The 15731-nt window shown below is 60.6% G+C and carries 17 protein-coding genes and 1 tRNA gene; 4 read left to right on the top strand and 14 right to left on the bottom strand.

Annotated features, from left to right (window positions below; translation table 11 throughout):
- The first annotated feature begins 128 nt into the window (after nt 1-128).
- The gene (locus tag SZ63_RS12765) at nt 129-992 is read left to right on the top strand and encodes a PEGA domain-containing protein (protein ID WP_082122726.1); all 864 of its coding nucleotides are present in this window, start codon (nt 129-131) and stop codon (nt 990-992) included.
- 399 nt (nt 993-1391) lie between these two features.
- The gene (locus SZ63_RS08755; protein ID WP_156168459.1) at nt 1392-2129 is read left to right on the top strand and encodes a hypothetical protein; all 738 of its coding nucleotides are present in this window, start codon (nt 1392-1394) and stop codon (nt 2127-2129) included.
- Between the two features lie 193 nt (nt 2130-2322).
- Here the strand turns inward: SZ63_RS08755 and SZ63_RS08750 are convergent.
- The 14 genes from SZ63_RS08750 to SZ63_RS08685 form a co-directional block, all read right to left on the bottom strand.
- Nucleotides 2323-2432: transfer RNA gene (locus SZ63_RS08750), tRNA-Met, on the bottom strand.
- 73 nt (nt 2433-2505) lie between these two features.
- Nucleotides 2506-3981, bottom strand: a complete 1476-nt coding sequence (locus SZ63_RS08745) for an acetyl-CoA carboxylase biotin carboxylase subunit (RefSeq protein ID WP_048184337.1) — start codon at nt 3979-3981, stop codon at nt 2506-2508.
- A gap of 16 nt (nt 3982-3997) precedes the next feature.
- A complete protein-coding gene (gene oadA, locus SZ63_RS08740; protein ID WP_048184335.1) occupies nt 3998-5746 on the bottom strand; it encodes a sodium-extruding oxaloacetate decarboxylase subunit alpha in 1749 nt (582 codons plus the stop codon).
- A gap of 53 nt (nt 5747-5799) precedes the next feature.
- Complete coding sequence (locus tag SZ63_RS08735; RefSeq protein ID WP_048184333.1) at nt 5800-6453, bottom strand: hypothetical protein; 654 nt, start codon at nt 6451-6453, stop codon at nt 5800-5802.
- Nucleotides 6435-7133 (bottom strand): ATP-binding cassette domain-containing protein, encoded by a 699-nt coding sequence (locus tag SZ63_RS08730; protein ID WP_048184670.1) that lies wholly within the window; start codon nt 7131-7133, stop codon nt 6435-6437. The genes SZ63_RS08735 and SZ63_RS08730 overlap by 19 nt, the downstream gene beginning before the upstream one ends.
- Complete coding sequence (locus tag SZ63_RS08725) at nt 7130-7801, bottom strand: ATP-binding cassette domain-containing protein (protein WP_048184331.1); 672 nt, start codon at nt 7799-7801, stop codon at nt 7130-7132. Before SZ63_RS08725 ends, SZ63_RS08730 begins: the two co-directional genes overlap by 4 nt.
- Nucleotides 7798-8307: a biotin transporter BioY gene (locus tag SZ63_RS08720; RefSeq protein ID WP_048184330.1), complete on the bottom strand. Its 510-nt coding sequence runs from the start codon at nt 8305-8307 to the stop codon at nt 7798-7800. The genes SZ63_RS08725 and SZ63_RS08720 overlap by 4 nt, the downstream gene beginning before the upstream one ends.
- A gap of 133 nt (nt 8308-8440) precedes the next feature.
- Nucleotides 8441-9421, bottom strand: a complete 981-nt coding sequence (locus tag SZ63_RS08715) for a biotin--[acetyl-CoA-carboxylase] ligase (protein WP_048184666.1) — start codon at nt 9419-9421, stop codon at nt 8441-8443.
- A gap of 5 nt (nt 9422-9426) precedes the next feature.
- Nucleotides 9427-9870 carry a DUF2111 domain-containing protein gene (locus tag SZ63_RS08710; RefSeq protein ID WP_394298775.1) on the bottom strand — a complete coding sequence of 148 codons (444 nt, stop codon included), beginning with the start codon at nt 9868-9870 and terminating at the stop codon, nt 9427-9429.
- Between the two features lie 10 nt (nt 9871-9880).
- Nucleotides 9881-10459, bottom strand: coding sequence for a BPL-N domain-containing protein (locus tag SZ63_RS08705; protein ID WP_082122725.1), 579 nt, complete (start codon nt 10457-10459; stop codon nt 9881-9883).
- On the bottom strand, nt 10456-11892 hold the full coding sequence (locus SZ63_RS08700; RefSeq protein WP_048184325.1) for an RtcB family protein: 1437 nt from the start codon (nt 11890-11892) through the stop codon (nt 10456-10458). The genes SZ63_RS08705 and SZ63_RS08700 overlap by 4 nt, the downstream gene beginning before the upstream one ends.
- 9 nt (nt 11893-11901) lie before the next feature.
- The gene (locus SZ63_RS08695) at nt 11902-12309 is read right to left on the bottom strand and encodes an archease (RefSeq protein ID WP_048184323.1); all 408 of its coding nucleotides are present in this window, start codon (nt 12307-12309) and stop codon (nt 11902-11904) included.
- Between the two features lie 3 nt (nt 12310-12312).
- On the bottom strand, nt 12313-12582 hold the full coding sequence (locus SZ63_RS08690; protein WP_048184322.1) for a hypothetical protein: 270 nt from the start codon (nt 12580-12582) through the stop codon (nt 12313-12315).
- A gap of 55 nt (nt 12583-12637) precedes the next feature.
- Nucleotides 12638-12952 carry a DUF2551 domain-containing protein gene (locus SZ63_RS08685; protein ID WP_048184320.1) on the bottom strand — a complete coding sequence of 105 codons (315 nt, stop codon included), beginning with the start codon at nt 12950-12952 and terminating at the stop codon, nt 12638-12640.
- Nucleotides 12953-13411: 459 nt separating this feature from the next.
- On the opposite strand from SZ63_RS08685, the gene SZ63_RS08680 reads away from it, so the two are divergent.
- Together SZ63_RS08680 and SZ63_RS08675 are read left to right on the top strand one after the other, a co-directional pair.
- On the top strand, nt 13412-14266 hold the full coding sequence (locus SZ63_RS08680) for a protein translocase subunit SecF (protein ID WP_048184318.1): 855 nt from the start codon (nt 13412-13414) through the stop codon (nt 14264-14266).
- On the top strand, nt 14263-15720 hold the full coding sequence (locus tag SZ63_RS08675; RefSeq protein ID WP_048184316.1) for a preprotein translocase subunit SecD: 1458 nt from the start codon (nt 14263-14265) through the stop codon (nt 15718-15720). Before SZ63_RS08680 ends, SZ63_RS08675 begins: the two co-directional genes overlap by 4 nt.
- The last annotated feature ends 11 nt before the right edge of the window (nt 15721-15731 follow it).

Raw genomic sequence — 15731 nt, 5'->3', positions numbered from 1 at the left:
CCTGCCCAAAAATTGCCCCCGGTGGTGATATGCAGCCGGGGTTGTTTTCAGTCAGTTCTCCGAATGCAATAATGCTTAAATAATCCAATTGCCTGTGGTGAACCAGCTCTGTAATGAGGGGTGGTTAAATGAACTCTCTCTTTAAGCAGATAATAGAATTAGTTCTCATCTCAGTTCTCCTTATGATATTTTGTGTGCCGGCATCTTCTGCTGACGTAAGCGGTACAAACGTTACAGATGTTCATTATAGCAATCCCGCAATTTCGGGAGATACCGTCGTCTGGTGGGAAAACACTCATAACAAGAGTATAGGCAACGTAATCTCACGCAACATCACCTCCGGAACGAACAGCACGCTCATCGAAAATGTCTCCGTCCATACAATTGCCCTATCTGGAAACTGGATCGTGTGGGAGGCAAACTATGATATCTATTGTTATGACATCAGCAGCAAATCCATGATCCAATTGACTAACGATTCAGCGAAACAAGTTTCTCCTGACACCGATGGTTACCGGGTTATCTGGATCGATTACCGTACAGGAAGGTATGATATCCGTATGCAGACTTTTTATGATATCCGTATGCAGACTCTTTTACAAAAAATCCAAGAGAATGAAACCAACTATACAGCGATTAGTGAGAGACTCCGAGAGAATGAAACTACTTATACAACAGGTATTGAAACAGTCCACCCAGCTGCTGCTCCAGGTCCTGTTCCCCATGTCATGCTTGCGGTTCAGTCCGATCCCGAAGGTGCCGCGATTATCCTTGATGGTGAAGAAAAAGGATTAACTCCGATGGAAATCCCTCTGGCTCGCCCTGGACAATATAATCTCAGTTTGATTCTGGAGGGTTACCCTCAACATTATGAGACGCTCGACATCGACAAATCTACAACGATTGAACTAACGTATAACTCTGAATCTGACAGTTGGATCTCCACCATAACTTCCACAACCCCGGGTTGGCCTCTCAGCATATTTGGATAACATTTAAACAAAACCTTTTTATGCCACCATGGCTCCCACCCCAAACCCGGGGTATGGAGAATGCCATCAAGTAATGATCGAATCAACCTTAGTGCGATTTTCTGTCGCCTTTGCACCCCCTGTCCTATAGCACCAATTCTCCTATCAAGTATGATATTTGTTGTCTTCCTCCTTTTTATGATAAAAGTAAATTTTTTCCCGCCCGATCGTTATAGTATGGTAACGTCGCTATCGGTGAGTATACTCGTCGGATTTCAACTTTCGGGCTTATGTTACATGTATACTCAAATTCCGGCATTGTTCAAGAACTTACTTTTCTGCTCACAGCACGACAAGAATGCCGAAATGTTATTGTCCAGGTTTCAAAGGCAGATCGGTCTATCACGAGGATATTTCCTGGTGGTTTTGATTCTTTTCATTGTATTCATAGGGGGATCTTTTTTCGAGTATATCGGCGGAAGGCCGTTATTTGCCTTCAGTATGGAACCTACGCTCTGGAGCGCACTATTTGACATTTTCAATCAAACAATTGGAACCCTTATTCTTTTTCTATTTGCGACAATGGTCTGGTTCATGGTTAATGTTGCATTTGTCCTTGATGAAGTAAGCAAACCAGAGTACAGGGAAAACGTCATTGTGGACATCTTGTGTGTCGACCGGGTTGGTGGGTTGAAACGGTTAAAATCTAGCATCTTGAAATTACATGCCATATATACAATTACAATTACATTACTGATCCTGTCCTATATCTCTCCCTTTGGAGTGACCTATGAAATCTTTGTGCTTGCACTGCTCCTCTTCATCAGCCTATTCTTCATTATGCGAAGTATAGGCGCATTACGAAAGATTGTAAGAAATTGTATGGAGCAGCAGGTTGACAATATCAACAACAAGTACCATGAACTCAGTGGGAAACTTCTAGATGTGATCTCTAAAGGCGATCTCGTGAGAGATGGTTACGAGGTTATGGCTGTCAAGCTTTCTATGGATACCCTCTACGCAGAACGAGAAAGGTTAGTGCACCTTTATTCCGGTAGCCGGACAGTGGACGCCGGGTTACTCATTCAATTTATAGGATCCGTTGTTATCCCGATCGTGACCTTTATTGTTAAAGTCATTTCTGGCGTACCAACCTAACCTCATTTCCAGTGTCTCTGTCCAGGAGCCTGTCGGGCAGCCCCTATTCCGGATCTTTGCCGAACTTGAACACATCAAAAAAGATCGTGCACGTTTACGTGACCGCCAGAACGACCGGACGAAGTACCTGAACTCTGCCGGATTCAAAGGAAAAGCACTTTTCCAAATTGGATTACAAACCTTCTAAAACAAATGCTGCGGGTGGGATCCGAACCCACGATTTCCAGATGTCCCAGGCTTGGACGCACCGTTTTCTCGAAAACCCTATGAGTCTGGCGCCCTAACCGACTAGGCCACCGCAGCACACAAAGTGCAGTATAACAATGCTGTATTGGCAAATAAACCTTATGGCTCCCCGGAAAAATTGGATAAAGGGTTACTTCGTGTTTTTCCGGATATAGACGTCGACCGCCGCCGTGATCGCCGCCACGTGCTTCCCCTGGCGGAGCGAGGCGGCCAGCGTCTGCATACGGGCCTCCTCCTCATGGAGGTAGCGGCGCAGGCTCGTCGCGATGTGCTCCTCCTGCAGGAAGTGCGTGTGGGTGTCGCCGGCGATGAAGTGGGCGTTGTGCATGATCGCGTAGTGGAGCGGGAGCGTCGTCTTCACGCCCAGGATGACGTACTCGTAGATCGCCCGGCGCATCCGCTGGATCGCCTCCTCGCGGTCGGAGCCGAGAGCGCAGAGCTTCGAGATCATCGAGTCGTAGTGCGCCGGGATGGTGTAGCCCATGTGGATGCCGGAGTCGACCCGTATCCCCGGGCCTCCCGGTGAGCGGTAGCGGACGATCTTGCCCGGATCGGCGGCGAAGTTGTTCAGCGGGTCCTCCGCGTTGATCCGGCACTCGATCGCGTGCCCCCGGATGCCGATATCCTCCTGGCCCATCGCGAGGTCTTCGCCCGCCGCGATCGCGATCTGCTGCTTCACCATATCGATCCCGGTGATGAACTCCGTGACCGTGTGCTCCACCTGCAGCCGGGTGTTCACCTCCATGAAGTAGTAGTTCCCGTTCGAGTAGAGGAACTCCACCGTGCCGGCGTTCTTGTAGTTCGCCGCCTTTGCCGCGGCGATGGCCGACGCCGTCATCTGCTCCCGGAGAGCGGGCGTCATGATCGGGCAGGGCGCCTCCTCCAGCAGTTTCTGGTGCCGGCGCTGGATCGAGCACTCGCGGTCGTAGAGGTGGACGGTGTGCCCCTTCGCGTCGGCAAGAACCTGGATCTCGATATGGCGCGGCTTCGTGAGATACTTCTCCACGAAGATCGTCGGATCGCCGAAGGCCGACTGGGCGATCCGCATCCCCTTGTCGATCGCCTCCTCGAGCTCGCCCTCGTTCTCGGCGATGTGCATCCCGATACCGCCGCCGCCCGCGCTCGCCTTCACGATCACCGGGTAGCCGATCTCGGCGGCGACCTTCTTCGCTGCATCGACGCTCGTGACACCCTCGGGCGTGCCCGGGAGAACCGGGACGCCGGCCTCGCGCATCATCCGCTTCGACCCGATCTTCGAGCCCAGCGCCTCGATCGTCTTCCACGACGGGCCGATGAACGTCAGGCCCTCTTCCTCGACCAGTTTCGCGAACCCGGCGTTCTCCGCAAGGAACCCGTAGCCCGGATGGATTGCCTCGGCCCCGGTCTTTCTCGCCACGTCGCAGATCCGCTCCTTGTTGAGGTAACTCTTCGACGGGTGCGCTTCGCCGACACAGAACGCCTCGTCGGCGTACTTGACGTGGAGCGCGTTGTTGTCCGGCTCGGAGTAGATCGCGACCGTATCGATGCCCAGCTCCCGGCATGCACGCATGACCCGGATGGCAATCTCGCCGCGGTTGGCGATCAGGATCTTGTCAAAGTATTTCATCGCGCCAGCCAGCCTCTCATTCAATGACCATCAGCACGTCGCCGTTCTGCACGACGTCCCCGGCGTCCACGAAGATCTCCGAGACCGTGCCGTCGCGGGGGCTGGGGATTGGGTTCTCCATCTTCATCGCCTCGAGGACGATGAGCGTGTCGCCCTTCTTGACGGTGCTCCCGCGCCGGGCCATCACCTTCAGGACCATGCCCTGCATGTTGCTCTTGACGCCGCCGGCGACGTCCCCGCGGGGAGCCCTGGCCGACTCGGCGGCGGCCGACGGGGCCGCGACCGAGCCTCCCTCGACGGTGATGATCCGGACGGAGAAGATCTCGCCGTCCACCTCGACCTCCATGGAACGGGGGATCTCCGCAACCCCCGCCGGTGCGGCGTGCACCTTCTCGGGGATCGCCTCGGGCTGGCGCTCGCCCCGGAGGAACGACGGCGCGACGCTCGGGTAGAGGATGTAGGTCAGGACGTCCTCATCCCGGGTGACGAGACCCTGCTCCTCCGCCTCCTTCCTCATCTGCTCGTAGATGGGCGCGAGTTGGTCCGCCGGGCGAACCGTGACCGGTTCCTCGTCGCCGATGATCGTTCTGCGGATCTCCGGGCCGATCGGGGCGGGAGAACGGCCGTAGAGGCCCCGGACATAGTCCTTCACCTCTTTCGTCACGTTCCGGTAGCGGTCGCCGCCCATCAGGACGTTGAAGACCGCCTGGGTGCCCACGATCTGGCTCGTCGGCGTAACGAGCGGCGGGTAGCCGAGATCCTCCCTTACGCGCGGGATCTCGCGGAACACCTCTTCCAGACGGTCGAGCGCGTCCTGCTCCTTGAGCTGCGAGACGAGATTCGAGATCATCCCGCCCGGGAGCTGGTAGATCAGCACGTCCGAGTCGACCCGGTCGGCGATGGAGTTGAAGAGGGGCTCGTACTTCTCCCGCATCTCGCGGCAGATGTTCCTGACCTTCCGGAGCGGGAGAAGATCGATGCCCGTGTCGCGCGCCGTCCCGGCAACGCTTGCAACGACGCTCTCCGTCGGAGGCTGGGAGGTGCCGAGGGCGAACGGCGACATCGCCGTATCCAGGATATCCACGCCCGCATCGATCGCCGCCTGGTAACTCAGGGGCGCGACGCCGCTCGTGCAGTGGGAGTGGAGGCAGACCCTGACGTCCGCCGTCTCCTTGATCCCCGTGATGAGGTCGCGGGCATCGTGCGGCATGATCAGGCCGGCCATATCCTTGATGCAGATCGAGTCGCAGCCAAGCGCATAGAGTTCTTCCGCCATCTCGACGAACGTCGCGACGGAATGAACAGGGCTCGTCGTGTAGGATATCGCGCCCTGCAGGTGCGCCCCGACGTTCTTGACCTCCTCCATCGCTTTCTTCATGTTCCGGATATCGTTCAACGCATCGAAGACCCGGAAGATGTCGACCCCGTTATGCGCCGACGCCTCTACGAACTTCTCCACCACGTCGTCGGGATAGTGCCGGTAGCCCACGAGGTTCTGGCCCCGCAGGAGCATCTGGATAGGCGTGCGCCGGAGCTCGGCCTTCAGCACCCGGAGACGTTCCCAGGGATCGTCGTTGAGGAACCTGATGCAGCTGTCAAAGGTCGCCCCGCCCCAGGCCTCGACGGAGAAGAAACCCACTTCGTCGATGGCCCGGGCAAGAGGGAGCATGTCCTCAGTCCGGAGGCGGGTGGCGATGAGCGACTGGTGCGCGTCCCTAAGCGTGGTATCGGTTATATTGAGTGAATCTAATTTGGCAGCACACATCGAATTGTACACCTCGAAGGGCTGAGAAGATATCGATAAAGCCTCTCAAAAATTCATCCTACTAATATAAAAACGTCGCGAAGGGGGAGAGTCGATAAAAGGGCGGGTATTACGGCCATTATTGCGGCAGGGACGTCCAGAGGATCAGCCCTGAACCGGGGACAGATTCGGCCACCGATCGTGTATCCCCGTACCACGAGCAGCCGTGCAATCTCGTCGGCCCGCCGGATCTGGGTGACGATGAGGGTGACGGCGAGCGGCACGACCGAGCGGACACCTGGCCGGATACCCTTCAGCGCTATCGCCGTCCGCACCTGCTCGATCTCCTGGCGGAGCACGGATAAGCCGGAAATTCCCATCTCGGCGACGAGCCCGGCCTCGAACCCCACCCGGTTCCCGAGCGCCCATACCGCCACGGCAAGCATTTCTCCATCCTCCGTCTCGGCATACGCCCACGCCGCGAGGAGAAGGATCACGGTCATCCGAAAGAGGTAGGAGAGCCCCGCGCCGCCGCCCCACGAGGAGACGAGCGCCGTTGCGGCGATCATCGCGACGAGCGGCAGCAGAACCCCCGGCCGGGGGAGTGATTTCATGCGCGGCGTAAACAGCAGCCACCAGACGAGTGCGGCGGCGGCTCCCGCGGTGCTCGCGAACGCCGCGAGCGAGAGGAGGGCGACGGAGAGAAGCCTCAGCCGCGGATCCTGCATAGCGCCTCCCGGGCATCGGAGAGCCGGATGTTCACAGGACGGGCCCCCTGTTCCAGGGCATACCGGAGATACGGCGGGGCGTGCCGCCAGGAGGGGATCGCGTCGGGCACGCTGCCGCGGGCCGCGAGAACCCCTCCCTCCATCTCCCAGATCGCGTCCACCCGGGGAAGAACCGCGCGCTCGTGCGAGAAGACGATCGTGATCCCCGCATCGCGCTCCTCGAGCATTCCGCAGGCCTTCCTCTTCGTGGTGCAGTCGAGAGAACTGAACGGTTCGTCCAGCAGCAGCAGGTCGGGATTTTTGAGGAGCGTGCAGGCCAGGGTCAGCCTCTTGAGTTCGCCGCGGGAGAGGTGGAACGGGTCGTCGTCCGCACGCCCCGACAACTCCGCCAGCGCGAGCGCGTCCTCCGGCACGAGCCCCCAGGAAGCGGCCTCCCCGGCGACCGTCGGGCAGGTGATGTGGTGCTCGGGGAACTGCAGCAGGAGATCTGCCGAAAGAACGCCGTGCCTCCGGACTGTCCCGCTTTCGGGCCGGAGGAGCCCCGCAAGCAGAAGGGCGAGCGTCGACTTCCCGCTCCCCACCGGCCCGCTGACCAGGTGCACGCCCTCGCCGAAGATGCCGCTGCCCCGGAGAGTGAACGAGTCCCGCGAGAAGACGAGGTCCATAAGTTCGACCCTCACCGGCAGACCCTCCACATCGTGGGATAAAAGCACGTCTCCTCGAGCGCGGAGAAGACCTCTGCCGGCGTGCCGTGGTGCCGGACGCGGCCTTTCTCCATGAAGAGGACGTAGTCCGCGGCAGCCGCGGCGTCCATCGACTGCGTGCACCAGAGGACGTGGGCTGCGGTGCTCTCCCGCACCACGCGGGAGACCCGCTCCGCCGTCACGGCGTCCAGGTGCGAATCGGCCTCGTCCAGGACGAGCACCTCGGGATCGCCGGCGCAGGCGGCGGCCAGCGCGACGAGCGCCTTCTCGCCCCCGGAGAGGGACGAGGTCTCCTTGCCGAGGAGGTGGCGGATGCCGACCTCCTCCGCGGCCGCCCGGGCCGTCGCGTCCGTCTCGGGGCAGGGGCGGTGGCGGAACCGGGGGGTCGACGCGATCTCGTCGTAGACCAGGGAGAAGAGGAGCGTCCGGTCGGGGAACTCCCCCACCCACCCGACCTTCACGGCCGACGGCGGACGGTCGAGGAGCCGGACCGTTCCCGCATCGGGCTCCTCGATCCCGGAACAGACGGAGAGCAGCGTCGTCTTGCCGCTCCCGTTCGGCCCGATAACGGCAATATGGCGCGCATCCACCGCAAGGCCGGGGATATCGAGCAGCCGGTGACGGAGATCGGCGATACGGATCATGCCACCCGCTTTCCTATGGCATATGCCGCCGCGACCTTTACGGCGGCACCGACGACGAACGGGGCGACGCCGACCAGGATCGCCTGGTAGATCGAGAGCGACGCCGACCAGGCGAGCCATGCGACGCCGAAGGCGTAGGTGAGAACGGTCGCCGCGATCAGCCCTGTGATCCGCGCCGTCGGCGACTTCTGTTCGTAGGCGAGCCCGGCGACGAGGGCGGCGGGGATGAAGCCGATCAGGAACCCGCCCGTGGGGCCGAGAAGCACCCCGAGGCCCGCCGTGCCGTTGTGGTAGACCGGGAGGCCCGCCGCCCCGAGGAGGACGTAAAGGGCGACGGGGATCGCCCCGTAGCGCTTCATGACGATCCCGGATAACAGGACGAAAAGCGTCTGGAGCGTGAGCGGTACCGGGGGAAGCGGGATGGAGATCCAGCTCCCGGCGGCGATCAGCGCGATGAACGTACCACTGTAGGCGAGGATCCGGGCTCGGTGCATCATGTCAACCATTTTATTTTGGATGGTTGACAAGAAAAATCCTGTTGATGCCTGACGAACTGCATCACATAACCCCGGGAGATTTCCGTTCCGATGGGGAGACCTTCTCGCCGATCCAAAAAGTGTACGGGTGTTGACCGGCAGGTCAGAGCTGGAAACAGTCGCCGGCGATGACCCGCTCTATCTTTCCGTTGTCTTTCCGGATGATCAGGGCACCGTGCTCGTCGATATCGATGGCCTCTCCCGAGAAGGTCTTGTTGACGGTCTTGATGGCCACCCGGTGATCGAGCGTCCGGGAGAGGCTCTTCCACTCGCGGATGATGGAGTCGTACTCGCCGTCCTCGAGCTGCTGGTAGCGCAGTTCGAACTCCCGCAGAACCCGGGCAAGGAGCGCCACCCGGTCGACCTCGCGGCCGACCTCGGCCTGGAGCGTGGTCACGGTCTCCCGCAGGTTCGAGGAGAGGTCGTCGAGAGAGACGTTCGCATCGATCCCGAGCCCCAGGAGGGCGTAGTGCACGGTATCCGCCTCGGCAGCGAGTTCCAGGAGCAGACCGGCGACCTTCTTGTCTCCGATAAAGATGTCGTTGGGCCACTTGATGAGCGTACTGATGTCGTACTCCTTGCGGATGGCACGGGCAATCGCGACCGACCCGGCCATGGTGATCATGAAAAGGTGGTCGAGCGGGATCTTCGGTTTCAAAAGGATGGTGGCCCAGATGCCGCCGGCAGGAGAGACCCAGGCGCGTCCGAGCCGTCCCACCCCCCCGGTCTGCTCCTCGGCGATGATCACCATGCCGTGCAGGTTTTCAGGATCGGTCTCGGCGGCAAGTTTCTTCGCGATCCAGCCCGTGGAGGCGGTGCTGTCGAAGTGACGGATCTGCCGTCCGATGGTCCGGGTACGGAGCATCTTGTTGACCTCGTAGGGGAGGAGCCGGTCGGTCTTCGCCTCGAGCCGGTAGCCTTCCGCCCGGGACGACGATATCCGGTACCCCAGCCTCCGGAGTTCGCGTATCTGCTTCCAGACGGCCGACCGGGTGATGCCCAGCTGCTCTGCAATCCGTTCGCCCGATACCGGGCCGGGCGATTCTTCGAGTATCTTCAGTACGTTGATTGCCGTGTCCTTCATGTCCATTACCTTTTCGCTGCAGGCGACTCGGTCGGGAGCGGACACGGGTCCTCGCCGCAGACCTGCCTCCGGATCACCGTATTCTGCTCCATGAAACCCGCCAGATCAAAGATGCCGGTCACATCGACGATGCCGATTGCACCGATTGCACTTCCTTCCTCGTCCCTTACCGGCGCCACCACAACCGGGATGCCCTTGTACGGGCCTCTCGGGGGCCTGACCCTCAACGTTACGTTCTCCGCCAGGACTTCCTCGAGGATCGGGCCGGTATAAGCCTCGTCGACAACCTTTCCGTCCTCGACCCTGACCCCGGGATGGTCGCGGGATCGTGCCGTAACAGGCAGCCGACCAAGCAGATCGTGAATACATACCACGATCGGGGCGAGATCGCGCGCGCTCGAAGACGCAGAGACGATGTATTGATCCATGGCCGTATCCATACTGTTCATCACGGTTTATCTAAAATAATGTTTCCCTATCACCGCAGGAGAACTCCTTCAAGAATTCACGCGACGGGTACTCATGGATGCTGGTTGCCAGGATCATCCCGTCGCCGAGCGGCTTCCCGACGAGGAGCGTCTCTCCTCCGGGCGTGGCGGCAAGCGTCTCGCCGCCGTGTGCCGGGAACGAGCCGTCGCACTCGACGGCGTCGAGGTCGTACCCCGAAAAAAGGGAGTTGAAGGTGCTCTCCCCGGCAAACCGGACGGCACGCGGCCCGTAGCCAAACGAGTAAGTCACCGGGAACGGGAGCCAGTCGTAGGCGTCCTCGCGCGAGCATCCCGCGCCGAAGACCAGCAGCCGGCCGCCGTTCTCGACGAACCGGCGGATACGGCCTTCTGCAGCCCGGAGAGCGGGGAGGAGGTTCGAGTAAGCCGGGTTTGCAAACCCCGTCGGCACGATGAGTGCAGCAAACTTACCGCGCCAGAAGGGCGAGGCAAGCATGTTCGGGTTGACCGATTCGCAAGCGGCGCCGCAGTCCTCGATGAGCCGCGAGAACATGAGGGGTGTGTCCCAGAGCAGTCCCGTCCTGCCGGTCACCCTTTGATCACCCCGAGCGGCTCCAGCCGGGCGACGATATCCGAGAGGCCCGCTTCGTGCACGACACGCACCACTTCCCGGCTCGGCTTGTAGACCCCGGGCGCCTCCTCCGCGAGAGCGGCGTCGCTGTGGGCACGCACCAGGATGCCCTCTCCCGCAAGGCGCTCCCGGAGTTCCTTCCCGCGAACCTCTTTCTTCGCCTTCGACCGGCTGAGCACCCTCCCCGCCCCGTGGCAGGTGCTCCCCCACGTCTTCTCCATCGCGGCCGTCGTGCCGTGGAGGAGGTAGGACGACGTCCCCATGCTCCCGGGGATGATCACCGGCTGCCCGATCCCGGCATATTCGCGGGGAACGCCCTCCGCTCCCGGGCCGAACGCCCGCGTCGCACCTTTGCGGTGGACGCAGACCTCCGTCGAGACCCCGTCGACGTCGTGGCGCTCGAACTTCGCGACGTTGTGGGCGACGTCGTAGACAAGCCGCATCTCATCGTAATCGATCCCGAAGAGGTCCGCGAAGACCTTCCTCGATTCGTGCATGATGACCTGCCGGTTTGCCCAGGCGTAGTTGGCGGCCGAGACCATGCCCCCGTAGTAGGCACGGCCTTCCGGAGAGTCGATCGGAGCGCAGGCGAGCTGCCGGTCGGGGAGGCGTATCCCGTACTTCGCGAGCGCGGCTTCAAGCGTCCGCAAATGATCGGTCGCGACCTGGTGGCCGAGGCCGCGTGAGCCGCAGTGGACCATGAAGCAGACCTGCCCTTCGGTGATCCCGAAGGCCTTTGCCGCTTCGGGGTCGACGATCTCCTTTGCAACCTGAACCTCCAGGAAGTGGTTTCCCGCGCCGAGCGTCCCGAGCTGCGGCACGCCCCGCTGGCGCGCTTTGGCGCTGACCGCTTCAGGGTCGGCGCCCGTCATCGCCCCTTCGCCCTCGCACCGGACGAGATCGGCTTCGGTGCCGAGCCCGCGTTCGACCGCCCACCGGGCGCCGTCGACCATGACCGCGGAGAGATCCTTGTTCGAGACCCGCATGGTGCTCTTCGCGCCCACGCCGGTCGGCACAGCGGCAAAGAGCCGCTCGATCAGTTCCCGTTTCCGGCGGGCGAGATCGGCCTCGGTCAGGGGCGTCGTGATCAGCCGGACGCCGCAGTTGATATCGAACCCGACCCCCCCGGGGGAGATGACCCCTTCGGTCATCTCGAACGCGGCGACGCCCCCGATGGGAAACCCGTATCCCCAGTGGATGTCGGGCATGGCAAGCGAGTGCTTCACGATCCCGGGGAGCGTCGCGACGTTCGCGAGCTGGCGGACGGCTCCCTCTTCGAGCGTCTCCGCCAGTGTCCGGGAGAGGAAAAACCGCCCCGGCACCCGCATATCGGGGACGTAGCCGATAGGAACCTCCCATTCGAGGTCTCCGATCTTATTGATTCCGGCAAGCATGGCAACCTCTCAGATATCGAAGATGATCTCCACCACGTAACCCTCTTCTTCTTTAACGATTTCGAGCCCGAAATAGGATATGCCCTTGACGAGCGTTCCTGCCGAGTGCCGTGCGGGGTCGAACAGCTCGCCCCTGATGACGGCGGAGAGCCGGGTGCCCAGGAGTTCGACGTCGAAGGTGCAGAAGACGGTGTTCTCGACCTCGGTGACGAAGAGCAGTTCCGAGAGGTAGTCGATGAGAAGCGATTCGAGGTTCTCCGCCTCGATCTCGATCCTTCGTTCGACATCCCGGTCCTCGCAGGGCCCGTACATCACGGAAAACATCGCCCGGCCCGCCTCGGCAAAGAGCTCGTTCAAGGTCGCGCCCCGCACCCGCATGAGGACGTCGGCGGTGTGCTCCAGTTCTTCGAAGCTCATGATCTAGAAGTCTTCGTAGAATATAGGAATCATTCCCCTGTGGATGGAATCGATGTAGCGGGCCTGGTACTTCGAGATATAGACTGTAAAGTCACCGATTGGCACCTGCAGGTCGGTCGCCTTCGGCGGTTTGACCGATACCGGCAGGAGGATGGGTCCGCTGCAGGATGTGCTCACTCGAAAGTCGCGTTTCCTCTGGAGGACATACGATCGGACGTCCTCCGTAACATATATGCCCCGTGACCGACCTGGCTCCCCAACGTCGCTCTGCATGGTAATCCCTCATATTGGTGCTGAGGCTAAAAAAAGAGGTATGGTTTCCGGGGAATTATGCCGTCCCGAGGATCTTCGCCACCACGTCGACGTACTGGTCTTTCAGCTCGTAGATAGAGTTCGTCCCCTCCGCGTTCCGCCTCACGTGCAGGATGCCGATACGGGACGCGATGATGCCGACCATGGACGCGATGGAGTGGTAACTGATCGAGAACCGCTTCTGCAGCCTCTCGTAGATCTGGGGTATGGTGAGAGATTTTACTTTAACGAACAGGTTGAGCAGCTCATGCCGGATTCCATCCCGGTCACGTGAGAGATAACCTTTGAGTCGAGCTTCTATCTCTTTTTTGAGCTCACCGGGTGATCTCATATGTGCTTGTGATTCGGTATTTTATATATATCTTTTCTTTTCAATCATTAAATCGGGTATTCTGCCAGGAGGACGACAATTGTCTGACGAAATGAAACCGTGCCGGCTATGGGGACACCGTTTCCCACAAACCCGGATATTATAACCCGGATACGTGTTTAACGGAATACAATCGCGATTATGCGGCACCCCATTCCCGCACCCGTCTCCACGGCGCGCATACGGATGGACAAGACGTCCGGAGCGTGAACGCCGTCCGTGTGACCGGCGGATGTGCATGCACCGGAGCGAACCGCATGAGGGAATGCCCCGGGGAAGGAACCCCCTGCAGTCCCCGGACGGAGCCCCCCTTTACCGGGCATTTCCCGGGGGATTTCAGTAATATCCGGGCGGATTCAGGGTTCCACCACATATCCATGAGCAACCCTTTAACCTTTCACAATCGTACACTAATACAGCATGGAAATTGCCAGATACGACGTCAACAAATACTCTCCGCGGCAGATGGTAGCGCTGCCCCTCGTTCTCCTCCTCTTAGCCGGGATGCTGCTGGGCTACACCACGCTCGCCACCGGCCTGCCCCTGACACCGGGCATCGACTTCGCGGGAGGAACGGCGGTCACCGTCTTCACGTCCGACAGCAGGGAGGCTGTAGAGGCGACCTTTGCCGGGTATCCGCTGTTGTCGGTGGGTGAGGGGATCGGCGACGGGAAGTACATCCAGTTCGGCCCGATGGACGACGCTCAGTACCAGAGCCTTGTAACGCTCATCAACGAGAAGTATCCCGATGCGAAGATAGACCAGATCGGCGAGACGTTCGGAAAGACGCTCCAGAGCCAGGCCTTCCTCGCCCTGATCTTCTCGTTCATCGGCATGGCCGTCGTGGTCATGATTGCGTTCCGCAACTTCGTGCCGGCGGGTGCGGTCGTCCTCTCCGCCTTCGCCGACATCGTCATCACCGCCGGGATCATGCAGATCATCGGCATCCCGCTCTCCCTCGGGACGACGGCGGCCCTGCTGATGCTGATCGGTTACTCCGTCGACAGCGACATCCTGCTGACGACGCGCCTCCTGAAGCGCAAGGGGAAACTCGAAGAAAAACTCTCCGGCGCGTTCAGGACCGGAATCATCATGACGACCACGACGCTTGCGGCCATCGCCGCGATGTGGGTCGTCGCTACGGCGGGACAGATTCAGATCATCGCCGAGATAGCGAGCGTCCTCATCATCGGGCTCTTTGTGGACATGATGAACACCTGGATGCTGAACGCCGGCATTCTGAAGGAATACGTCCTCCGGGGGAACAAGAAATGAACAGCGAAACCATCAAGAATCTCGTCAAAGACTGGCGGGTCGCCCTGGTGCTCCTGCTGGTCGTCGGCTCCCTCGTCGGCATCTACCTCGCCCCCCCGAGCCCGGAGAGAGGGCTCGAAGGAAACCTCCAGTTCGGCCTCGATCTCGAGGGCGGCTCGTGGCTGCAGATGGAGTTCCAGTCCGTGGTCGTGGCATTCTCGACCGATGGATCGGTCGGAGACCTCATGGACGATCTGCGGACGGATCTCGAGACCGAGGTCATCCGTATCGACGAGAACCACCTCGAGATCCGCAAAAGCGTCACCCGTGCCGACCTCGAACCGATCTTTGCGCAATCGGGCGCCTCGATCGTAACCTACCAGAAGGGCGTATCGCCGTTCACCGCGGACGAGGTGAAGCGGATCCTCAATGAGAAGGTAAACGCCCTCGGGATGCAGGACGCGAGGATCAACCTGCTCACGCCGACCGGAAGCGAGTTCCCGCAGTATGTGCGGATAGAACTCGCCGGCGTGGATATGGCGACGGCGCAGGATATCGTCGGCCAGCAGGGTCTGTTCGAGATACGGGTCCAGACGACCGGGAACGAGACCGAGCACGTCCTCTACGGCGACCAGATCACCAGCGTCGGCGTGCCGCAGAAGGACTACGATGGCCGCTGGGGCGTCGGGTTCTCGTTCACCGAGACGGGCGCAGAGGCCTTCCGCGAGGCCGCCATCGAATCCGGAGCGGTCGACAACCCGGACGCCCACAACCTCGTGATGATCCTCGACAACGAGACCGTCTACAGCGCTCCCCTCTCCGGGGAACTTGCAGGACAACTCCGGTCGGGCCCGGTCAGGTCGCTCTCCGCGAGCACCGGCACCGGCGACGCCGGACTTACCGATGCGATGACGCTCCAGATCCACCTGCGGGCCGGCGCCCTGCCGGTGAAGGTGGATATCGTCGGGTCCGGTTCCGTCCCGGCGGCGCTCGGCGAGCAGTTCAAGACGACGGTCGCACTCGCCGGTCTGCTCGCGCTGCTCGCGGTAGCGGTCGTTGTCTACTACCGTTACCGCGAGCCCTCGATCGTGATCCCGATGGTCGCGATCAACCTTGCAGAGATCATCATCCTGCTCGGGATCGCCCGGTTCATCATCCAGCTCGATCTCGCCACCATCGCCGGTCTGATAGCGGTGGTGGGTACCGGCATCGACCAGCTCGTCATCATCACGGACGAGGTTCTCCACGAGGGGCGTGTCCCGTCGCCGAACCTCTATATGAAACGCTACGGGCGGGCGCTCGGCATCATCGCCATTGCTGCCGCGACGGTCTTCATCGCCATGCTCCCGCTGGCGCTGATGGATCTCTCCACCCTCCGGGGCTTCGCCATCATCACCATACTCGGTGTCCTGATCGGCATCCTGGTCACGCGGCCCGCGTACGGAAAGATAATTATGGCGATCCTCTCAAAATAACAACCCTACAA

The organism is Methanoculleus sediminis (assembly GCF_001017125.1).
GTDB lineage: Archaea > Halobacteriota > Methanomicrobia > Methanomicrobiales > Methanoculleaceae > Methanoculleus > Methanoculleus sediminis.
This window is presented reverse-complemented; position numbering and strand designations above follow the sequence as displayed.